We start from the raw sequence: 21957 nt of genomic DNA on the forward strand, positions 1-21957 counted from the left end.
CGCCCTGATCCCGACCAGACACGCTACGCCGCCGCCAGAGCGGATTCCAGAGGCAGTGCCAATGGGACCTGATTTCACAGGTCCGTCAGAATTGCGGGGCATGGCTGGCGGTCGCCGATCGGCCGCCGACAACGGCTTCGACGTGAACGACTCGACCCCGGGGCCGGCTGGCTGCCACGACTCCTCGCGACCGGTCGCCTTTGACGACGAATTACGCTATCGTCCGGAGACACCCTGCCGCGACAGATCACGAAGCCGACGCCCCGAATGATAGATGCGCGAATATGGCAGAACTGACGTTTGCAGACTACGACACGGACGGTTTTTTCGACGAGATGTTCCTCCCCAACGGCACGCCCCGCCAGGGCGCCGAACGGCTGATCGAGCGGATCAACGACCTGCCACCCGGCGAATTGCGCGCCCGGCAGCAGTCGATCGAGAGCGCGCTGCTGCGGATGGGCATCACCTTCACCGTCTACGGCGACGATGCGGGAACGGAGAAGATTTTCCCGTTCGACGTCATTCCGCGGATCGTGCAGGCTTCCGACTGGCGACACATCGAAGCCGGACTGAAGCAGCGGATCACCGCGCTCAACCGGTTTCTCGACGACATCTATCACGACCAGTTGATCGTTCAAGAGGGGCTCATCCCGCGGGAAATGCTCGATAAGGCCAAGTCTTTTCGTCCCGAATGCGTCGGACTGAAGCCCCCCGGAGGCATCTGGTGCCACATCACCGGCACCGACCTCGTGCGGCACAGCGACGGAGCGATCTACGTTCTGGAGGACAATCTGCGCTGCCCGTCCGGCGTCTCCTACGTCCTCCAGAACCGGCTCGTGATGAAGCGCAGCTTCCCGGTCGCTTTCGCCGCGTCCGAAGTGCGCCCCGTCGTGAACTACCCGACCCAGCTCTTCCACACCCTCTCCAGCGTCGCGCCGCACGGCAAACCCGATCCGACCGTCGTCGTACTCACGCCGGGCATCTATAACTCGGCCTACTACGAACATTCCTTCCTCGCGCAGCAGATGGGAGTCGAACTCGTCCAGGGAGAAGACCTCGTCGTCGAAAACAATCGCGTCTACATGTTCACGACCGACGGACTCGCGCAGGTCGATGTCATCTACCGACGGATCGACGACGACTTCCTGGATCCGGAATGTTTCCGCAAGGACTCCATGCTGGGAGTCCCTGGCCTGATGAATGCCTACCGGGAAGGGAACGTCGCCCTCTGCAACGCCCCCGGCACCGGAGTCGCCGACGACAAGGTCATCTACGCCTACGTCCCGGAGATGATCCGCTTCTACTTGCGTCAGGAGCCGATTCTGCCGAACGTGCCGACCTATATCTGCCAGCGCGAAGAGGATCGCAAGTACGTGCTGGCGCATCTCGACGAACTGGTCGTCAAAGCGGCGAACGAAGCCGGCGGCTACGGCATGCTGATCGGGCCGCATTCGACCGTCGAAGAGCAGCGCGATTTCGCCCGCCGGATCGAAGCCGATCCCCGCAACTACATCGCCCAGCCGACGCTCTCCCTGTCGCGCGTGCCGACCGTCGTGGGCGATCACTTCGAAGGTCGACACGTCGACCTGCGACCCTACGTTCTCTACGGCGGCGACTCGGTCTGGGTCCTGCCCGGCGGCCTGACCCGCGTCGCCCTCAAGAAGGGATCGCTGGTCGTCAACTCCTCGCAGGGAGGCGGCAGCAAAGACACCTGGGTCATCGACGGCCGCCCCACCGACGCCAGCGAAACGGATGCAGCCATGTAGTGCAAGGAAATGCCGAAAGTTGTCGAGAGTCTAGAGACGAGAGTCCAGAGCCAGAGACGGCCCCCAGCCCCTTCCTCTGGCGATTCGCGATCAGCGATTTGCGATCAGCCTCCTTCCTCTGGCTATTCCCTATTCCCGACTCCCTATTCGCTGCCAGATACGAGACCAAAGTCATGCTGAGCCGGGTCGCGAGTTCAATTTACTGGATGGCTCGCTACGTGGAACGCGCCGAGAATCTCGCACGATTCATCGACGTCACGCTCAACGTGATCCTCGATCACAGCACCGAAGAGCAGTGGGAGCCGCTCGTCCGCGCCACGGGAGACACCGAGTACTTTCGCGAACACTACGGCGAGTTTTCGTCCGAGAACGTCCGACATTTCCTGACCTTCGACCGCGACTATCCGCACTCGATCTTTTCTTCCGTCAGCCGGGCCCGCGAAAACGCCCGGACCGTCCGCGAAGCGATCTCCTCGGAAGCGTGGGAAACTCTCAACGAGTTCTACTTGTTTGTCAAACAGGCGGCCGACCCCGGCGTCTCCGCCGCGAACTCGGAATTCTACAGCGAAGTCAAAAAACAGAGCCACCTCTTCAGCGGGGTCTTCGACAGCACTATGTCGCGCGACAAGGGCTGGTACTTCGCCAACATCGGCCGCTTCGTCGAACGGGCCGACAAGATCAGCCGCATCCTCGACGTCAAATACTTCACGCTGCTGCCGGACGTCTCCTCCGTCGGCACGACCGTCGACGACCTGCTGTGGTCGGCGGTGCTCCGCTCGGTCAGCGGCTTCGAAATGTTCCGCAAACGCTACCACACGATCACAATTCACCGGATCGTCGATTTCCTGGTCTTGAACACCCGCTTCCCGCGCGCCATTCACTACTGCGTCCGCACCGCAGCAAGATCGCTGAACCAGGTCGGCGGCCCGGAATTCAATTCCAATCCCGCCCTGCAGCTCGCCGGCGAAATCGAACAGCGCCTCGCCGTGACGACCAATGACACGATCATCAACGGCGGCCTGCACGAATTCATCGACACGTTGCAGATCGATCTGAATCGACTCGGATCGGCGATTAACGAAACCTACTTCGGCCGCCGCCGGACCCCCGTCGATCCATCCATGCGACAGAGCCAGTGGTCCGACTGATTCGCAACGGGCATTGACGATCGTCCCCCCGCTGCGGCGGACAACCGACGCTGACCGACGCCCGGATTCTGGGCGTGACCCAGCAATTGAAACCTGGCAGTCGATTGTCACCGCCTGGATCGTCGTCATTCCTGCACAGAGCCCCGCTACAATCGCTACAACCATCGAATCGTTCGCGGCCGCAGTGAACATTCGCTCAAATTGCAATCCCCCCGTAGCGAGCAGCCCACGCCGCACGATCTGATAAGATTCTGACTTCGTTGCGATGGAGGCGGAACCGCGTCCTATCAACTCCCGTCCAACCCTGGCGCTGACTGATGCGATTCGCACTGCTCGATCCCTTGCGAGGTTTAGCCGCGCTGTGGGTCTTCTGCTTTCATCTGGGGTTCTCGGAGGAATTTCAGCACAAGCTGCCATGGATCTACCAGATTCTGCGGCACGGGGAACTCGGCGTCCCGATGTTCTTTGTGATCTCCGGATTCTGCATCACCGCAGCCGCCTGTAAGACGCTCGAAACCGGACGAACTCCCGGTGACTTCATGAAGCGTCGAGCTTGGCGCATCTATCCCCCGTTCTGGTGCTCGATCGCAGTAACGGTCGCTGTCCCATTCGTCATCGAGTTTCTCAGCAGCTTGAAGACCGGAACGTACACGGCTCCGTCTGCCAGCCATCTGAACTACGGCTTCCTGACGTACTCCGTCTGGGATTGGCTGAGGCTGACGACTCTCGTTCAAGTGTTTCAGTACGTTCCAGAGGCGACATCGCTGCAATACAAGTTCACGACGATCAACGCGGTCTACTGGACCTTGGCAATTGAAGTACAGTTCTATCTCGCGATGGCCGCCGCTGTTGCAACCGGACGATTCTATGCCGCGACGCTCTGGCTGATTACGGCAGCGGCCATTGCCAGCCAATGGGTTCCCGGCGCCGGCCTCAGCGGACTGTTTCTGCCGTACTGGCCAATGTTTGCCGTCGGAATCGCCGTCTACTGGATCATCGCTCGATTACAGTTCCCGAAACTCGGTCCGAACCCCGTCGTCCGCTCGATCGCAGCGATCCTCGCTACGGCTCTGGTGATCGCCCTGCTGACGCTGCTGACATTCGAAGTCTCGCTTTTGCCGATCGCTTTTGCCGCAGGATTTGGCGTCTTTCTGCTCGCTCTAAACGTCTTCGACGAACCCTATGCGGAACTCTTCGTCGGTTCGCGATTCCGGGCAATACGTATCGCAGCTTGGCTGACAGGGGCAGTGGGAGCCATGTCGTATTCACTCTATCTGCTGCACGGCAGGCTGAGATTCCTGGCGATGCAGCCGCTGCGGCAGTTTTTCCCGGAGAACAGCATCGCCTTTGACGTGAGCGTGATCGGCCTCACATCTTTGATGTGCTATGCCTTCTACCTGTGTTGCGAGCGCCCATTCATTCCCGGCGCCAAATCTCGGGCGACAGTTCGCGGCCCATTGCCGGCGACCGCTGTCAGCGCAACAATTCCTGTCCGAAATCCAGACTTTCCAATCTGATTTCGACGTCAGCATCACTTCCCGATTTCATCCCCCCGCAACCGCACCACCAGCCCCTCAATCTCCCACCGCACCCCCTGCCCCGCAAAGAGGACTTTGAAAAACGCGTCCGCATCCGCATCGCGTATTTCCACCGTGACCTCTGCCCCCAGATCGACCCCCGCCTCACGGAGCTCGTCGGCGTCGTACTCGAAGACGACCCCGGTCTTCTCCAACTCGCCAAGAATCGCTCGAATCGGCGTCCGGACCGTGCGGAGCGTCAGCTTCCGGTTCCGAACCGGCTCCGGCCCCTTCAAAGCGGTCGGCCGACGTCCGTTTGCCGAGGACATCACCTGCGGAGCCTCGTCGAGATCTTCGAGGTAGCCCCGGGCCAGGATCTCCCCCCGAGCTGGTTCGAGGGCAAGGTCCGGCAGCTCGGCCTGCAGCCTTTCCACCGCTTTCTCAGCGCTCAGGCCTCGGGGCAGCTTCAACCGACGCTCAACGACCGGCGCCGCCGCAATCGGAACAATCTCAATCGCTCGCCCCTGTTCCGCCCAGTTCCAAGTCAGCTCGAACTGAATCAGCACCAGAGCCAATGCTTCGGGCGTCGTCGTGTCGGGCAGTATCGCCCCGGCCCACAGGTCGTGCGGGATTCGCTCGAAACCACGGATTTCGAGATCGGTCGTACCGGCGATCTGCTGCAGAATCTCCCCCGGGGTCTCAAGATCATCCCACCGCCAGTTGTGCCGGGCCAGCAACTGAAACTGGCGATTCTCCGGGATCTGCAGCCCGGCACTCGACAATTCGGCGATCTTCACCTCGATCCACGTCCGCAGCGTCCGGGCCGCTGCCGACGGCCCAATGTAAACCACGCTCTGCGGAAAGCTGGCGCCGCCCCCCGTCATCCGGGCAATCTGATCGAAGCCCTGCCGGAGCGGCGCCCCCGTCAACTGGATCTCCGGCTGCACCGTGGGATCGATGCGCCGGTCCAGAATCACCGACAGATTCCGCAGGACTCCCACCCTTCGCAGCAGGTCCCGCAGTTCCACGTTCTCCCAGCTTCCAAGCAGCGGCCGATCGAGATCCTGGCGGAGCTTGACGCCCGTGACGGGATCGGCCGGCAGGTCGGGGGGGCCAGGTTGCGCGATGGCCTCGGCCTGCAAGACCAGCAGCAGAATCAGCACCGACAGGGGAGCTGGCGCGATCGGCAAGCTTCGCCCCAGGACCGCAACGGACGAGCGGTTGAGAAACGACGGCCTGGCGACGGACAGAGTCCCGTACGACGGACGTCCACGTCCGTCGATCTCTTCGTTGTGGCCGTAACGCTTCCGCCGTCGACGGACGTGGACGTCCATCGTACAGGCGTCGCGGATCATCCGTTGGATACGGGGCATGTCCGGTCCGGGGCAGAACTTTTGTCGAACGCTGTTGAACGGGAGTTGGTGGCTGCGTACAGGTCATGGTAGCATTGATTTCGACATCTCCACCACGCCAGTCGCACCATTCCGCCACTCCGAAGGACGCGAAGACCATGCTTCCCACGCATGCCGTCGGCATCGATCTGGGCACCACCTACTCCTGCATCGCGTATCTCAACGAGCACGGCGAACCGATCACCATCCCGAATCCCGACGGCGAACTGAGCACCCCCTCCGCCGTCCTGGTCGACGGCGACCGGTTCCTCGTGGGCATGGAAGCCATCCGGAACTCGATCCGCCACCCCGACCGCGTCATCCAGGATTCCAAACGCTGGATGGGAGACGCCTCCAAAGTCTGGCAGATCGCCGGCAAACGCTTCACACCCGTGGACGTCGCCACGATCATTCTCAGGTCGCTGCTGGAAAACGCCCGTCAGCGGATCGGTGAAATCGACCGAGCGGTCATCACCGTCCCCGCTCAGTTCAGCGACATCCAGCGGCAGGCCACCGCCGAAGCCGGCCGTCGGGCCGGTTTGAAGCACGTCGACATCATCAACGAACCGGTCGCCGCCGCCCTTTGCTTCGTGCTCGGGACCGAAGGCATCTGGTTTACCGAACTGGCCACGTCGCAGCTCATCATGGTCGCCGATCTCGGCGGCGGCACGTTCGACCTCTCGCTGGTGCGCTACCAGAAAAACGAAGTCCGCGTCGTCGCCAGCGGCGGCGATCTGCATCTGGGCGGCCTCGACTGGAACCAGGCCCTGCAGAAAGCCATCGCTCGCCAGTTCCAGCGGGAATTCGGTCCCGACCCGCTGGCCGATCGCGAAAGCGCCCAGGCCCTCTCCCTCGAAGTCGAACAGGTCAAACGGAGCCTGTCGGTCCGACCGCGCGCGGCCCTCACCTGCCAGGCGGGCGGCCATCGCAAAACCTACCAGGTCGAACAGGAGCAGTTCGAGCGACTGACCCAGCACCTCGTCGAGCGCATGGAGCAGCTCACGGTCGGACTGCTGGAAGAGAACAAACTCGGCTGGGCTCACGTCGACGTCGTGCTGACCACCGGCGGCGCCTCGCGGATGCCAATGGTGCGCACGCTGCTCAAAAAACTGAGCGGCACGACGCTGAACACGTCGCTCTCGCCCGACCAGTCGATCGCCCACGGGGCGACCTATTACGCCGGCATGCTGCTGTCGAACAACGCCTTCGCCCGATCGATCCTCAATCCCACCGCCGCCGCCCGCCTGCAGCAGTTCCGCCAGCAGAGCGTCAACGCGCGCGCACTCGGAATCCTCGTCCGGGATCTCGACGACGAACAGCGCGTCCCCCACTACATGCTGCCGGCCAACACCCAGTTGCCCGCGTCCGTCACCCAGATGGTCGGCACGGTGATGCCGAACCAGAAACGCGTCCACCTGCACATCGTGGAAAGCGGAACGGCCGCCGATCAGCAGTTCGTCGAGTTGGGAACCTGCGTCATCGACCCGCTCCCCCCGAACCTCCCCGAGGGGACCGAGATCGAAGTCTCCATTCAATACGATGAACAAGCGCGGGTTCACGTGTCGGCCAAGGTCGTCGAAACCGGGCAGGAAGCCCACACCGAGATCGTACGGACCGAAAACGTGCTGGTCAGCGCGCTTCAGGACGAAGCCGCCATGCCGACGAACGCCCCGCAAGTGCCAGCCCCCTCCAGCGTGGGGGCAAAACCGCAGCCGAAACAGTTCGACCTCGATTCCCAGGAAGTCCCCGTCCCTGTGCGGGAACCGGCCGGCCAACGCGATCCCCGCCTCAAACCCCGTGCGATCCCGGAGCCGCAAAGGCCCGCCGGACCAGCGAAAAGCTCCAGCTCGCGCCCCGCACCGCCCCCCTTGCCCATGGACGACGAAATCATCGACCTCGAACCGGTCAGCGAGCCCCCGCGAGCGAGGCCCAAAGCCTCGGCCCCGCCGCTGCAGGCCGTCCCCAAAGTCAAACCGCAACCGCTCCCCCCCCTGCCCAAGAAGAGGTGAGGTAGTGGTTAGTGGATAGTGGCTGGTGAAGAGAAGCAAGCAGGGGAACCTCTTCTCAACTCTCAACTCTCAACTCTCAACTCTCAACTCTCAACTCTCAACAATTCAGAATGAACGCCCTCCATGCGCATTGATCGCATCGAACTCTTCCACGTGGCTATGCCACTGATCTTCCCCTGGCGGACCGCCTACGGCGAAGATGCCGCCGTCGAGTCGGTCCTCTGCCGGCTGACCAGCGGGTCCGTCTCCGCATGGGGCGAAAGCAGCCCCTTTGCAGCCCCCTGCTACAGCCCCGAATGGGCGGGAGGCGTCTTCGCCGTCTGCCGCGACTGGCTCGGCCCCACCCTGCTCCATCAGAACATCCCGTCCGGAGCCGACCTGCAGCAGCGGCTGGGGATGTTCAAGGGAAATCCCTTCGCCAAAGCGGTTCTCGACACCGCCTGGTGGAATCTCCAGTCGCGAATCGAGAATCGGCCGCTGCACGAACTCCTCGGCGCGACGCGGGAGACCGTCGCCGTCGGCGCCGACTTCGGCGTGATGGACTCCCTCGACGATCTGCTCGCCGGAGTCGGGAAGGCGGTCGACGAGGGCTTTCCCCGCATCAAGCTCAAGTTCCGCCCCGGCTGGGACCGCGACATGGTCGCCGCCGTCCGCCGGCAGTACCCGCGGCAGACGATCCACATCGACTGCAACAGCGGATATTCGCTGGCCGACGTGCCTCTGTTTCAAAGCCTCGACGAATTCGAGCTGGCGATGATCGAACAGCCCCTCCCCTACGACGACGTCCTCGATCACGCCGCACTCCAGCGGCAGATCCGGACGCCAGTCTGCCTCGACGAAAGCGTGACCAGCCTCCGCGTCGCCCGGCAGGCGCTCGACCAGCAGAGCTGCCGGTTCGTCAACGTCAAACCGGGACGCGTCGGCGGACTGACGCCCGCCGTGCAGATCCACGACTTGTGCGCTCAGGCCGGGATTCCCTGCTGGGTCGGCGGCATGCTGGAAAGCGCGGTTGGGGCGTCGACCTGCGTGGCTCTGGCCATGCTGCCGAACTTCACCTACCCGGCCGACATTTTCCCGTCCAGCCGGTTCTACGTCGCAGATCTGGCCGACCCGGCGATCGAACTGGTCCGGGACGCCGCCGGACTCCCGGCAGTCCGCGCACTCCGCCAGTCCCCCGAACCGGTCCCCTCCCGGCTGGACCGGTGCATCCGTCAATCGGCCGTGTTAGGCTGATGTCCGTGTTGGATGGAGTTGCAAAGTCCGGGTGGCACGCCCAGAGGCTTCGCGAAGGGCGTGAACTTTCCACCGAATCCAAGTCCTTCGAGAACTCAGAGCGTGCCACCCCGCAGGTCAAACAACGCAGTCACAGGGACGGAGCCCGCAACATCCCCCGCAATCCGCCTGCCCCGGCAGATTTGCGGGAATAATGGAGTATCGGACGGATCACACTTCCGGTGAGGTCTCCATGACCGACGCAGGCGAATTCCCCACACTGACGCAGCTTGTCGAAGAGCATGCCTCGCTGCTCTATCGGTACGCGTATCGGTTGTGCGGCCAAGCGGCGGACGCGGATGACCTCACTCAGCAGACGTTTCTCATCGCTCAGGAGCGGCTGGAACAGTTGCGGTCCGCCGAGAACGCCCGCGGCTGGCTCTGTACGATTCTGAGAAATCTGTATTTGAAGAGCCGTCGGCACGTTGAACCGCAGTCCCTGGAACTCGAACCAGTGGACTGTCGTGAACCGGGTCCGCCGGACGGAGCCATCGATCCGGAAGAGCTGCAGGCGGCCTTGCAGGAACTGCCGGAGGCGTTTCGGACGCCCTTGATCTTGTTCTACTTCGAAGAATTCCGCTATCAGGAGATCGCCGAACAGCTCGACGTTCCGATCGGGACGGTCATGAGCCGGCTGGCCCGGGGCAAATCCCATCTGAAGCAGCGACTCGGACGGCGCGAAGAGCAACCCCCGGCCCGCCGGCTGAAGTCGGCGGGCGTGAGCTAAGTCAGGACGAGTTTCACGAAATGTCGAAAGGAAGAAGCCGAGAGCTGAGGGTCGAGAGTCGAGAGCCAGACGAAGAGTCAATGTGCATCGCCTCTTTTCCGGCGATCTGCGATAAGCGATAAGCCCTCTTCTCTGGCGATTCCCGATTCCCTACCCCCTATTCTCTGCTCCAACGATCATGGATCTGGACCGATCACTTTCAGCGTCTTCGAATGCCTCAGCGGGAGGCGGGCGGAGCGATTCCGCGCCGCGCGACCCCTGGGATCAGGCGCTGGGAGCGGCCGTGCGCGACGTTGCCGTGCCGGCAGATTTGAAGCAACGGATCCTCAACCGGCTCGAACTCCCGGCAGCATCGCAGGCGGCCCCTTTGCAGACAGTCGCTCCGCAGTCGGACGATGTCGCCGCGGCCAGCCGCAGACGATCCCGCCTCGCCCGGCGGAGCCTTCTCTCGGCGGCCATCGCCCTGTTCGTCCTCTGCGGCGCCTGGTGGACCGGCTGGCTTACCCCCGCCGGACGACCGACGATCGCCATGGCCGACCTGCTGACGGCGCAATGGAATCTCAAATCGCTGCCCGCCTACGCCGGTGCCCCCCCCGCCAACTGGCCGGACGGCTGGAAATCGGTCTCCGGCCTGAAACTCCAAAGCTGGAAAGCCGCCCCCGTTCCCGGCCGGACCGACGGCGCAACGCTGGCCGTCGCGGAGTTCGAATTCCGCCATCGGCGGCTCGCCGCGAAAGTCGGCGGCCAACTGATGCTGGTCCCGGTCACCTGGTTCGTGCAGCCCCCCGCCGCAACGAACATGCTGGACGGCGAAATCCGCTACCACGGCCCCCACGGCTTCGTCGCCTGGACCGAAGGAAGCACCGTCTACATCTGCCTCCTGCACAGCGATCCCGGGGCGCTGGACCTGCTGCGGCAGACCATCGCGAACTCACGCCCGGTGACCTAGGCCGGCGGGGCCGGCCCCGCTGCCGGCTCAGAGATGAGTTTCTGCGTGGACGCCGGATTCGGCGGCGGTGAGAAGAAACGGCAGATTGCTGGATGCGAGTCCCGAGGATCCCTGAGTCGCCCCGCCATGCCCGACACCGATCATCCGACGCCGCCGTCAGGCCGGCTGTTGGGAATGTGTCTCGCTGGAGTCTTCGGACCGTTCTTCTCGTTCTTTACGATCGGACTGTATTTCGGCCCTCGCGATCCACAGGTGACGCACTTCACTTGGATGTTGGCCATTGCTTTCACCGTATGGCTCGGTGGCATGACGGCAGCCGGTGTCGGAATTGCGGCACGACAGAGATGGGCGGAACGGTTCTATGACTGGCTCATCAGTGCCGCGGTGTTGGCGATCGCAGCGATTCTCATCGGGGGCATGATCACTTCGACGGCGAATGGGGAAAGCCCGGGCGCGCTGCTCTCTCTCCTGGCGGTCACGTGGTTCGGTGTGGGAATCGCCATCTACTTGCATCAACCGAGGCCGGGTTGCCCCCAAGCGACCGTTCTCGATTGCGCATTATGGCCGTTGATGGCATTCCTGAAAGCGCCCGGAGCGATGATTGTGCTGTTCGGGATTCCCATGCTCATCGTCGCAGCAGGCGAGTGGGTCGGGAGCCGGTGGAATCACCCCTGGATTGGGGCGCTGGCCGGACTGAGCCTCGTGCTCGCATTGGGCTGGACACTGACGGCGTGGAGTGACCGGATGACTCGTCGCATGAAATAACACGCCGCATGAAGAGGGATCCATCCACCCGCACCGATGATTTCTGAAGTGGGAAAGGTTTGCGCTTCCCTCCAGCGGGCGCCATTGGTGGCCTTCAGCCCCAGTGCTCTTTACGTTTCCCGTACCGACCGAAAACCACCCTCGCAAACAATCGTATCAACCCCTCCGGCCATCCCGCAGGGATGGCAAGACGGTAGCCGGGGGTTGAGGGGCGCTTCGCTCCGACACCCCCGGTTACGAGCCCGCCGCGGTCTCACCGTTTCTCCCCCAGATCATTCCGCCACACCTCCGCCAGTTTCGCCGCCAGCTTCCCCTTGAACTCCGCCACCACCGGCTGATGCTCCGGCGAATCGGCCAGGTTCGTAAACTGCTGCGGGTCCCGTTCCATGTCGAACAGTTCGATCCCCTTCTTCGCATCCTCCCCGTATTGAATGTACGCCCACTTCTCCTCCCGCAGCAGAAAGGCGTTGTCCTTGCCGTTGATCGTGAACGCCGCATCGCGCACCTTGCGGCCGGGATCATCAAACAACGGCGTAAGATCCTTACCCTGAATCCGCGCGGGAACGTCCAGTCCGCACAGGCTGGAAATGGTCGGATAAAGATCCAGCAGCTCGACGAAACTCCGGCAGACCGCCGGCCGCTTCCCCGGCACGCTGATAATCAGCGGCACCGCAGCCGACTCATCATGGCAGCTCACCTTTGCCCAGAAATCGTGCTCCCCCAGGTGGTAGCCGTGGTCGCTGGTGAAGATCACGATCGTCTTGTCATCAAGCCCCGCTTCGTGCAGCGCGTCGAGCACCTTTCCGACCTGGGCGTCCATGTAAGCCACAGCCGCGTAGTAGCCGGCGACCGACTTCTGCTGCCGGGTGACGTCCATTTTCATGTTCACGCTGGTCTTGTAGTTGATCCCCGCCTTCGGAATGTCGTCCCAGTCCCCCGGCGCCTTCTCCGGCAGCGTCATCCGTTCCCACGGATACGGCACGTGATACGACCGCGGCGATACGAACGGCACGTGCGGCCGGACAAAACCCACCCCCAGAAAGAACGGCTCCCCCTTGTGCAGCCGGATCAGCTCACAGGCCTTCGCGGCCGTCTTGCCGTCCGAATGCACCAGGTCATCGCCATCGGCGGCGACTGTCACGAACGTGTTCCCCCCCACGACCGGCTTCTTGCCGTCGGGATTCCCTTCAAGCGTCTCGCCGGTCCCTGCCGCCTTCCACTCCGGCCCCGGACTGTTGAACCGCTCCGTCCACGACGCCGGATCGTCGGTGCCATCCGAGCCCTTCTCGATATCCCCCGGCACTCCCATATGAAAAATCTTGCTGACGCGGGCCGTGTAGTAACCCGAATTCTTGAAATGCTGCGCCCACGTCGCCCGGTCCCCAATCGCCTCCCGCCCGCTGACATACCCGAATACGCCGGTCGCATGCGGGTAGTAGCCCGACATCAGCGACGCCCGCGAGGGCCCGCAGAACGTCGCCTGACAATACGCCCGCGTAAAACGCGTCCCGCGTCCCGCCAGCCGATCGATGTTTGGCGTCCGGCAGACAGTATTTCCGTAACACGACAGCGCAGTCGCCGTGAGATCATCGGAAATGATGAACAGCACATTCGGCCGAGCAACGTCCGCAGCTCTGGCCTCGCCTCCGCCAGCGAAGCTCACCAGAAAAAACAGCAGTAGACCAAATCCAGCCCGCATCCCAAGTCCCCCCGGCCATCTCGTGATCCGCACCACAGACCTATCTGCGAAACCCCATCATGACAGCCCCCCAGCCGGCATCCAAGCCGCCCCGCCAGCGGCCCGTCAGGGGCGATCCACTATAGCCCGGCAGCGTAAGCGGCCCCGGGCGATCTTAACTTCCCGCCGCCAATCACTAAAAAACAGCCACGTCACGTGGATGCCCTCCCCAACGCCGCCGAATGGAGCATCCACGCCCAACCCATCTCTGAGTCGGCACCCGGGCCGCGGCCGGCGGCTCATTCGCCAGTCCGCTCCCCAACGCCGCCGAATGGAGCATCCACGCCCGACCCATCTCTGAGTCGGCACCCGGACCGCGTCCGGCGGCTTGTCCGTCAGTCCCCTCCCAACGCCGCCGAACGGAGCATCCACGCCCAACCCATCTCTAAGTCGGCACCCGGGCCGCGGCCGGCGGCTCATTCGCCAGTCCCCTCCCAACGCCGCCGAACGGAGCATCCACGCCCAACCCATCTCTGAGTCGGCACCCGGGCCGCGGCCGGCGGCAACGTTTGCTGTTGGGGGCGTGTCGCGAATACAATCCGGGCTTCAGTGTCGGGACGACTGTGCACCGTGGGGGCCGGTCGGCCGGGCCGTCGCCTCTTGCCGCCTTGGATTCCTTGAAAATGTCTCAGCACGACATCGGTTTGATCGGCCTGGCCGTCATGGGCCAGAACCTCGTTCTCAACATGGCCAATCATGGCTTCTCCGTGGCGGTCTACAACCGCACCACCGCCACGACCGACGAATTCGTCGGCGGGCTGAAGACGGAGCCGGCCGACAAGGTCCATCCGGGGACCGCCGATCGCATTCAGGGCTACCACACCGTCGAAGACTTCGTCTCCAGCCTCAAAGCCCCCCGCCGCGTAATGATCATGGTCAAGGCCGGCAAGCCGGTCGACGCAGTCATCGACCAGCTCAAGCCGCTCCTCTCTCCCGGCGACATCATCATCGACGGCGGAAACAGCGATTTCGTCGACACCAACCGCCGCGACGCTGAGCTGAAAGCCGCCGGCCTCCGTTTCATCGGCACCGGGGTGTCGGGCGGAGAAGAAGGGGCCCTCAAGGGCCCGAGCATCATGCCGGGGGGCCACGTCGAAGCCTGGCCGTTCGTCAAAGACATCTTCCAGGCGATCTCCGCCAAGGTCGGACCGAACAACGACATCCCCTGCTGCGACTGGGTCGGCGAAGCCGGCGCCGGCCACTACGTGAAGATGGTCCACAACGGGATCGAATACGGCGACATGCAGCTCATCTGCGAAGCCTATTTCATCCTCAAGCACGCCCTCGGCCTGTCGAACGAAGAACTGTACCAGGTCTTCAAGTCCTGGAACGAAGGGGAGCTGGAAAGCTACCTGATCGAGATCACTCGCGACATCTTCACCGTCAAAGACGCCTCCGGCGAGTACCTCGTCGACAAGATCCTCGACACCGCCCAGCAGAAGGGGACCGGCAAGTGGATGAGCCAGCACGCCCTCGACCTCGGCGTGCCGACCACCCTCATCACCGAAGCCGTCTACGCCCGCTGCCTCTCCGCCCAGAAGGACGCCCGCGTCCGCGCCAGCCAGGTCCTGAGCGGGCCCAAGACCGAGAAATTCACCGGCGATAAGAAGCAGTTCATCGAAGACGTCCGCCAGGCGCTGTACGCCTCCAAGCTCTGCAGCTACGCCCAGGGCTACGTCCAGCTCGACGCCGCCGCCAAGGAGTTCGGCTGGAAGCTCAATAACGGCAACATCGCCCTGCTCTGGCGCGGCGGCTGCATCATCCGCAGCGCGTTCCTGGGAGACATCAAGGCGGCGTTCGACAAGAACCCCAACCTCGAAAACCTCCTCCTCGACGACTTCTTCAAGGCCGCCGTCGACAAGGCCCAGCCCGGCTGGCGACGGACGGTCGCCACCGCCGTCCAGCTCGGCCTGCCGATCCCGGTCTTCAGCGCCGCCCTCAGCTACTACGACGGCTACCGCAACGGCCGCCTGCCGGCGAACCTGCTCCAGGCCCAGCGGGATTACTTCGGCGCCCACACCTACGAGCGAACCGACAAACCCCGCGGCGAAATGTTCCACACCGACTGGATCCACGAGCGCAAGCTATCGTAAGGAACCGGCGCAATGCACGCCGCCTTTCGTGACGGAATCCGTTCGCCCGGCGGAATGGCCTGCGAAATCGGAATCGCGGGCGGCGTGCTATTGTGGCTGTTCTGGTGGATCGGTCGCGATTCCGGCGTGGGCGTCTTCGGCGGACTGGTTTCAATTCTCGGTCTGTCCGTCACGGCATTTACCGGGAGAATCGTCTGGGAGCTACGCGTCCGGCACGTTCGACATGTGATGCTCAGGGACTGCCTTGAGCGATTGACGAAGGACGTCACGCTGATCCGCCAGGCGATGGAATCCAAGAGCTGGACGACTGCCAGGCAGGCGTTTGGACGGATTCGTGGTGTGCTGGAACGTTTAGACCTTCATGTTCAAGTCGCTGGCGACGTAGAATTGTTGCTGAGCCGCCTGCAAGTCCTCCAGTCGTTGGATAATCGATCGTTTCCGCGAATGGCTGACGATCACCTTCCGGATATTGAACGGTATCGTACGATCATTCAGTTAATGCTGGTTGAGTTCGAATCAGGAGGAAGCGATGGTTGATCCAGCAGATGACCAGTCCTGGGACATCGCGGTCGACAAACTGATTCGACTGACGGAGGTCGGTCAGTTGAAGTGGCATGAGGTGCGACTGCAGTTACGACCTTTGATGCAGGATTTTGTCGGGCCTCAGTATGTTGCTGAAGTCGAAGGTAAGTACATTGCCGTCTACGAATACTCGTTTCCATCGGAGTCCGATGAGTATGGCAAGTTTACGAGTTCGATGATTCGGATCGAGTTCGTCACTTCAGCGGGTGAGCCTGTCTGGGTCTGGCCGGTCTCAAAAGGCCGGCGCCAGTTGCTGGATGCCGTTCGCAGACAAGGGACCGACGCGAATCAGTTTCTGGAAGCGTTTCTGGCCGACTACGTGTGAGAATCTGTCCAATGACCCGTTCTTAGACTTGAGAAGTCGACATCCTCCATGCGACTCGTATTCCTCGGCACCGGCGGGTACCACCCCAACGAACGGCGGCAGACCGCAGGGCTGTTCCTGCCGGAGCTGGGGATCGCATTCGACGCCGGCTCGGGAACGTTCCGCCTGCCGGCCCTGGCCGCTGGAACGGACCTCGATCTTTTCCTGACCCACGCCCACCTGGACCACATCCAGGGCCTGACCTATTTGCTCGTGCCGCTGCTGCTCGAAACAATTCCGCACTGCCGCGTCCACGCCGCGCCGGCGGTCATCGACGCCGTCCGGATGCACCTGTTCGCAGACGCCATCTTTCCGGTCGAACCGGAATTCGAATACGTCGAACTGGCCCCCCGCGTCGAACTCCGCGGCGCCGTCATCACCCATGTCCCGCTGAATCATCCCGGCGGCTCCGTCGGCTATCGCCTCGAATTGCCCGGCGGCCGCAGCCTCGCCTACATCACCGACACCACCACCGACGCCGACTACGGGGACTTCATCCGCGGCGTCGACCTGCTGGTACACGAATGCTACTTCTCTGACGACCTCGCCGAATGGGGCCCGAAGACCGGCCACAGCTCGACAACGCTCGTCGCCTCGAAAGCCCGCGACTCGCGCGTCGGCCGACTCTACCTGACCCACATCGACCCCCATCGCCCCGACGACGATCCCGTCGACCTGGCCACCGCCCGAGCCATCTTCCCCGAAACGTATCTGGCCGAAGATCTGCTGGAGATCGAAGTTTGACCGCCGGCCTGAAACAAGAGGATTCACCGCGGAAACGCGGAGGACGCGGAGCAGACAAAGGCAGAAAACATTTCACGCAACGACGCCAAAGGAATCACGAATTGAATTGAGGGCCTTTCGACATTCCGCCTTCGACATTCGACATTTCCTCTTCTTCACTCCGCGTCCTCCGTGTCTCCGCGGTGAAACTCTTCCGGGACTTCCGACGTGCTGCCGACCCTGCTGACTGACGCCCTCCGCTGTCCGCATTGCGTCCGAGCGCTCGACGTCACCGAAGCCGAAGTCCGCTGTCCCGTCTGCAACGGCGCCTGGCCCATCCAGGACGGCCTCCCGCGCTTCGTCCACGACCAGCACCTCGCCAGCTTCGGCCGGCAGTGGAACCGCTACGAAGTCGCCCACGACGACGAAGACCGCGCCACCTTCGCCGCCAAGACCGGCGTACCGCTCAGCGATCTGCGCGGCCTCAAAGTTCTCGACGCCGGCTGCGGCGGCGGACGCTACAGCAAAGTCTGCGCCCAGGCCGGAGCGACCGTCATCGGCGCCGATCACTCCTCCGCCGTCGAGAAAGCCCGTTCGCTCTGCGCCGGGCTCGACGCGGCGTTTCTGCAGGCCGACCTGAAGGCGCTCCCGCTGGCGCCGCAGTCGTTCGACCTGGTCTTTTCGATCGGCGTCATGCATCACGACGCCGACACCCGGATGGTCTTCGATTCCGTCGCCAGCATGGTCAAACCGGGCGGACGCTACGCCGTCTGGCTCTATCGCCGCAACCAGTCCTGGCAGGAACGGCTCAATACCTGGCTGCGGTCGAAGACGACGCGCATGCCCCCCGACAATCTCGAACGCTGGTGCGTCTGGGGCGCCCGACTGGGAGGGCTGCCGGTCGTCAACAGGACTCTCAACAAAGTCATCAACTTCAGCGCACACCCGAACTTCGAAAACCGCGTCTGCGACACGTTCGACTGGTGGGCCCCCGAGTACCAGCACCACCACACCGTCGCCGAACTCCTCCACTGGTTCGAAGTCGCCGGCTTCACCGACCTGCAGGTCCTCCCGCCGGAACGGACTGGCCCCATCTACCGCCGGATCTACGAAAACAATCTGCTGATCGGCAGCGGCGTGAACGTGCTGGGCGTCAGGCGGTAGGAGTCAGCCCGTCCCCCGAGCAGACGTCTCCGACTCAGTAGAACCACGGAGTCCCCCCAGCGACGATCGGCCTCTCCCCCCGAACAATCGTCACGCCCCGCACAACTTCGCTCCGCAGGACCGTAACAACCGCTACAAGCCGCACCCCGGCCGATTCACTCGTTCGTACACTCTTGACGATACGAAAATGTCCTTCAAGGGATTCAGGTCGAGCTCACCGCTCCAGGATGGAGTCGGCGGCCGGCCAGGACAGAACTGGCATCAGGGATGACGCCATGCGCACGGATCGCGTCTGCAGATCTTTGATCCTCGCCGCACTCACGCTCGGCGCAAACTCCGGCTGCGCCTCCATGGCCGCCCGCTGGAACGCCTACCTGGAGTGCAAGGCGGAAAAGCATGTCGCCCGCAACGAGTTCCGCCAGTCCGAACTGGAAGCCCTGAAGCAGGAACTGGAGCTCGAACGGGCCGCCATCCGCGCCCAGCGCGAAGCCGAGCTCGCCGCCCTCAAAGCCGAACGCGAACACGAACTCGCCTGCCTGCAGGCCGACGCCGAAAAACAAAACTGCCAACTCCGCAGTCAGTACGAAGAATCAGTCCGAACTCAACTGGGACTGGATCTCGACCAGCGCATCACGATCGGACAGCTTCAAGTCAATCCGGAAGAACTACAGCAATTGCTGGAAGAGCGAGAGCGCGACCACGCCGACCGGATGCGCGTCTACAAACAACTCAAGGAACAGCAGGCCCGATCACAGTTTGAACAATGGAAGCAGGCTCAACTTGCGGGTCCCTGCTGCACATGCTCACGTCCCTCCTGCGATGCCCCCGAGCCCGGATGCGATACGCCACACGTTGCTGGCTGCTGCCAACGATGCGGGCTGCCGCAACAACCGCTCTACTCCAACGACTGCGCCGGAACTCGACCGTTCCGCGAAGCCCCGACCCGCCCTGTCCAGGAACCACTGACGGCCGCGCAGATTCCGTTAATGTTGCCTGTGACAATTGAAGTCGGAATGACAAATTCACGGATTGCCCAAAGCAACGTCCGGCGATTGCCGCAACGCGGAATGTCGGCATTGAATGCACCCTGCCAGCAATGTGAAGGCTGCAGGCGCGGCAATGGATGCGCACGACAGGCCCCGCTTGCACCAAGCTGCGAAGTCCCTGGATCTCCGTCGAAGAACATCGGTCAGCCCACCCAAATCCCGGTACCACCAGTTCCGGCCCCGATCCATTCCGGGGATCTGGTCCCGCAGCCCGCACCGCCTTCCGAAGTGACCAACGCCGGCGCAGATGACGAAGTCCGATCGTCGAAATTCAAACTTAGCGGCTGGCTGGAAGAGGATTCAGACGATCCAGCCCCCCAATGACGCAGGTCAATTACAAGTGAATACGATCACGGACATCGATGCAGCCTGGGCCGAACCGGAAGAATTGAATCACTCCAGACGTCTCTCGATCGGAACACCCCGTTTTTTGTTGGAATCGACTCGTTCCAGGCAGCTATACTCTCCTCCGTCCCGGCAATGTACGCGGACGCATTGACTGTCGGCTGCTCCTGGCAGAATTTGATCGAGATGCCTTTTGAGTCTGAATAATCGGGAGAGTTCGATGAATCGATTCCGTTCGTTGGTTCTGGCTGTCGGAACAGCCCTTTCTCTCCTCAGTTTCGCTTCCGCTCAGCCTCCGACGCTGAATGGCAAGGTCGTTACGCTCAGCAAACCAGCAGCATTAGAATCCGCCCAGTGGATCAGTAAAGATGGCGTACTGCTGGAAGACGCCAAGCCCTTCTGGCAACACAGTAGCGACAATCGCACTCACACGCTCCTGGGCGGCAGTCCCGGTCTGTTTGTATTGAAGTTCAAAGACGGCACTACCGCGACGGCGCAAGTCCTTCAATACGACGGCGTCAATCTGACGCCGATTTCACCTGGCCCGCCTGCAGCGGCGCCTCCGACGCCAGTCAGCATGAACCTCTCGGGGGCGACGACGCCCAGTGCGGCTTCGGTGGCGAATACCGCAGGCCTGAATCTCCAGGGTCAGGTCAAGAAATGGGTCCTCGAAACCGCGGCAACCTGGGGTTCGACCGGCGCGGGACGCGAGAACTACATCCAGAGATTCGATCGCACTCCCGCCGCCACATGCGAGTCGATCGCAAAGATCTTCGAAGAGACGGCGTCGCCGCTCAAGACGGATGCAGACCTGGCGGGCGCAAAAGATTCATTGAAGGCCCGACTGCAGACTTTCTACGAGTCTCAGAAGAAACCCCTGCGCACGATCAATCCCGCCATCGAAGACTGGCAGCCGTTCCTTCGCCACCTTGATGAAACTCTGTCGACCAAGTTTCCCGCCATCCAATTGACAAACGTCGCACATGCGCAGTTCGTGCTGCTGGAAATCGCAGAGGCCTTCCGCGAACTTCGGGCCTACTTCCTCGACGAACAGTTGGGGACTACCCAGGCACTGACTCCCGCAGGAGTCAATAGCGGATACGGCAATACGTCCGGAGCGGCCGGAACCTCTGCCGGCGCATGTGATCGTTGCCGAAAACGGCGATGTCGATGCGCTTCTCTGCTGTTCGGATTCTAAAGCTCCGAACGCCAGAGGCCCCTTCGAGCAAGCTCTCGCCCGGATGGCAGTCGCCCTGCGATTCATCGCCGCTTGTTCAAGCTCGGACTGAAAGTTGCGGCCGGATCGGCCGCTGAGGGTTTCAAAGACTTTCGAGTTCAATCAATTAAAGATCCCTTCAATGACTTCAATTGCTGATTGAGGAGTCCTGGACTATGGCGGACGAGTTGGTCGGGAGTTTCAAAAAGAAAATCGCAACTACCGCCAAGACGCTCTTGGAACAGATGAAGCAGGAATTCGCCCAGTCGACCGCCGATCTGGCGAGGCTTCCAAAGGACAAAACCGATGTTGCGCGAGTAATTGAACGAATTCTGGCCTCGAATCTGCTCGACTGGACGGTGATGCCGGGCAGCCTGAGTGTCCCCCTGATCCGCACTGTCGTACGGATGACCAAGCTGCAACTGGGCATGGGCAACAACGACGTGATTGACGTCGATTTTGTGAAAGCCTTTCTGGAACGGTGCAATGGCTCCACCAGTTCGGACAACGGCGCAGATCCGCTGAGCCTGCCTCGGACGAGAACGAGCGTGGCGCCGATCCAGCTCCCCGAATTGAAGAAGGATAAGCACCTTGATCCCTCTCGCCGTCGCCGGCTCATGATCTATCGGATCGACGGAAATCTTCCGCCAATCGTGGATGCTCCTGGCCCGGACTCGGCGCTCCAGCTTCTCGACGAGGCCTTTGATCGCTGGACGTCGAATACTCGGCTATTGGTCCAGCGCGAAGAAGCCCCGGGAACCGCTAACGTGATCGTCCGATCTGTCGTTACGGATGGCAGCGGAGGGGAACTGGCCAGAGCCACGCTTGGAGGAGGCCCAGGGTCGATCCAGAACTACAGTTTTCTGATTGACAGCTCCGAAACGTGGACCAAGGATAGGTTTCTGGCGACGGTCTGCCATGAGATCGGACACCTCCTGGGACTGGATCACAGCGGCAACCCGGCAGATCTGATGTACCCGACTCTCTCAGCCGGTCGAACGGCGACTCTGGCGGATGGAGATATCCGACGAGCGCAGCGACTCTGGGGAGAGTCGACTTGAAATCGCGCCGACGTGGCATAGCCCGGAAGTGGCTTGCAGAGCGAGTCCGCAAGATCCGCTGAAGTTTCCTTCGCAAACCCC

At 62.4% G+C, this 21957-nt stretch carries 18 protein-coding genes; 16 read left to right on the forward strand and 2 right to left on the reverse strand.

All coding sequences use genetic code 11. The annotated features are described in order from the left end of the window. Positions 1 to 284: 284 nt before the first annotated feature. The 3 genes from SH412_RS18280 (at position 285) to SH412_RS18290 (ending at position 4431) form a co-directional block, all read left to right on the forward strand. A complete protein-coding gene (locus SH412_RS18280) occupies positions 285 to 1766 on the forward strand; it encodes a circularly permuted type 2 ATP-grasp protein (RefSeq protein WP_336519448.1) in 1482 nt (493 codons plus the stop codon). 173 nt (positions 1767 to 1939) lie between these two features. Then, on the forward strand, positions 1940 to 2914 hold the full coding sequence (locus SH412_RS18285; protein ID WP_336519449.1) for an alpha-E domain-containing protein: 975 nt from the start codon (positions 1940 to 1942) through the stop codon (positions 2912 to 2914). Positions 2915 to 3231: 317 nt separating this feature from the next. Then, the gene (locus SH412_RS18290; RefSeq protein WP_336519450.1) at positions 3232 to 4431 is read left to right on the forward strand and encodes an acyltransferase family protein; all 1200 of its coding nucleotides are present in this window, start codon (positions 3232 to 3234) and stop codon (positions 4429 to 4431) included. A gap of 14 nt (positions 4432 to 4445) precedes the next feature. On the opposite strand, the gene SH412_RS18295 is transcribed toward SH412_RS18290, so the two are convergent. Then, positions 4446 to 5804: a hypothetical protein gene (locus SH412_RS18295; RefSeq protein ID WP_336519451.1), complete on the reverse strand. Its 1359-nt coding sequence runs from the start codon at positions 5802 to 5804 to the stop codon at positions 4446 to 4448. Between the two features lie 137 nt (positions 5805 to 5941). Between SH412_RS18295 and SH412_RS18300 the strand changes: the two genes are divergently transcribed. The 5 genes from SH412_RS18300 (at position 5942) to SH412_RS18320 (ending at position 11544) form a co-directional block, all read left to right on the forward strand. Continuing rightward, positions 5942 to 7831: an Hsp70 family protein gene (locus SH412_RS18300; protein ID WP_336519452.1), complete on the forward strand. Its 1890-nt coding sequence runs from the start codon at positions 5942 to 5944 to the stop codon at positions 7829 to 7831. 123 nt (positions 7832 to 7954) lie between these two features. Continuing rightward, positions 7955 to 9064, forward strand: a complete 1110-nt coding sequence (gene menC, locus SH412_RS18305; RefSeq protein WP_336519453.1) for an o-succinylbenzoate synthase — start codon at positions 7955 to 7957, stop codon at positions 9062 to 9064. Between the two features lie 232 nt (positions 9065 to 9296). After that, complete coding sequence (locus SH412_RS18310; protein WP_336519454.1) at positions 9297 to 9830, forward strand: RNA polymerase sigma factor; 534 nt, start codon at positions 9297 to 9299, stop codon at positions 9828 to 9830. A gap of 283 nt (positions 9831 to 10113) precedes the next feature. Further along, positions 10114 to 10779 carry a hypothetical protein gene (locus SH412_RS18315; RefSeq protein ID WP_336519455.1) on the forward strand — a complete coding sequence of 222 codons (666 nt, stop codon included), beginning with the start codon at positions 10114 to 10116 and terminating at the stop codon, positions 10777 to 10779. Positions 10780 to 11031: 252 nt separating this feature from the next. Further along, a complete protein-coding gene (locus SH412_RS18320; protein WP_336519456.1) occupies positions 11032 to 11544 on the forward strand; it encodes a hypothetical protein in 513 nt (170 codons plus the stop codon). A gap of 253 nt (positions 11545 to 11797) precedes the next feature. On the opposite strand, the gene SH412_RS18325 is transcribed toward SH412_RS18320, so the two are convergent. Beyond that, positions 11798 to 13243: a sulfatase gene (locus SH412_RS18325; protein WP_336519457.1), complete on the reverse strand. Its 1446-nt coding sequence runs from the start codon at positions 13241 to 13243 to the stop codon at positions 11798 to 11800. Between the two features lie 662 nt (positions 13244 to 13905). Here SH412_RS18325 and gnd point away from each other — a divergent pair. The 8 genes from gnd to SH412_RS18365 all read left to right on the forward strand — a co-directional run bounded on the left by gnd (position 13906) and on the right by SH412_RS18365 (position 21876). After that, the gene (gene gnd, locus SH412_RS18330; protein ID WP_336519458.1) at positions 13906 to 15375 is read left to right on the forward strand and encodes a decarboxylating NADP(+)-dependent phosphogluconate dehydrogenase; all 1470 of its coding nucleotides are present in this window, start codon (positions 13906 to 13908) and stop codon (positions 15373 to 15375) included. Positions 15376 to 15387: 12 nt separating this feature from the next. Then, a complete protein-coding gene (locus SH412_RS18335) occupies positions 15388 to 15912 on the forward strand; it encodes a hypothetical protein (RefSeq protein ID WP_336519459.1) in 525 nt (174 codons plus the stop codon). Continuing rightward, a complete protein-coding gene (locus SH412_RS18340) occupies positions 15905 to 16282 on the forward strand; it encodes a hypothetical protein (protein WP_336519460.1) in 378 nt (125 codons plus the stop codon). The genes SH412_RS18335 and SH412_RS18340 overlap by 8 nt, the downstream gene beginning before the upstream one ends. A 48-nt stretch (positions 16283 to 16330) precedes the next feature. Then, the gene (locus tag SH412_RS18345) at positions 16331 to 17065 is read left to right on the forward strand and encodes an MBL fold metallo-hydrolase (protein ID WP_336519461.1); all 735 of its coding nucleotides are present in this window, start codon (positions 16331 to 16333) and stop codon (positions 17063 to 17065) included. A 207-nt stretch (positions 17066 to 17272) separates the two neighbouring features. Next, positions 17273 to 18208, forward strand: a complete 936-nt coding sequence (locus SH412_RS18350; protein ID WP_336519462.1) for a methyltransferase domain-containing protein — start codon at positions 17273 to 17275, stop codon at positions 18206 to 18208. A 275-nt stretch (positions 18209 to 18483) separates the two neighbouring features. Next, the gene (locus SH412_RS18355; protein WP_336519463.1) at positions 18484 to 19578 is read left to right on the forward strand and encodes a hypothetical protein; all 1095 of its coding nucleotides are present in this window, start codon (positions 18484 to 18486) and stop codon (positions 19576 to 19578) included. A gap of 241 nt (positions 19579 to 19819) precedes the next feature. Next, positions 19820 to 20797 (forward strand): hypothetical protein, encoded by a 978-nt coding sequence (locus tag SH412_RS18360; protein ID WP_336519464.1) that lies wholly within the window; start codon positions 19820 to 19822, stop codon positions 20795 to 20797. Between the two features lie 194 nt (positions 20798 to 20991). Then, positions 20992 to 21876 carry a matrixin family metalloprotease gene (locus SH412_RS18365; RefSeq protein ID WP_336519465.1) on the forward strand — a complete coding sequence of 295 codons (885 nt, stop codon included), beginning with the start codon at positions 20992 to 20994 and terminating at the stop codon, positions 21874 to 21876. Positions 21877 to 21957 lie beyond the last annotated feature (81 nt).

The organism is Planctellipticum variicoloris, from assembly GCF_030622045.1.
GTDB lineage: Bacteria > Planctomycetota > Planctomycetia > Planctomycetales > Planctomycetaceae > Planctellipticum > Planctellipticum variicoloris.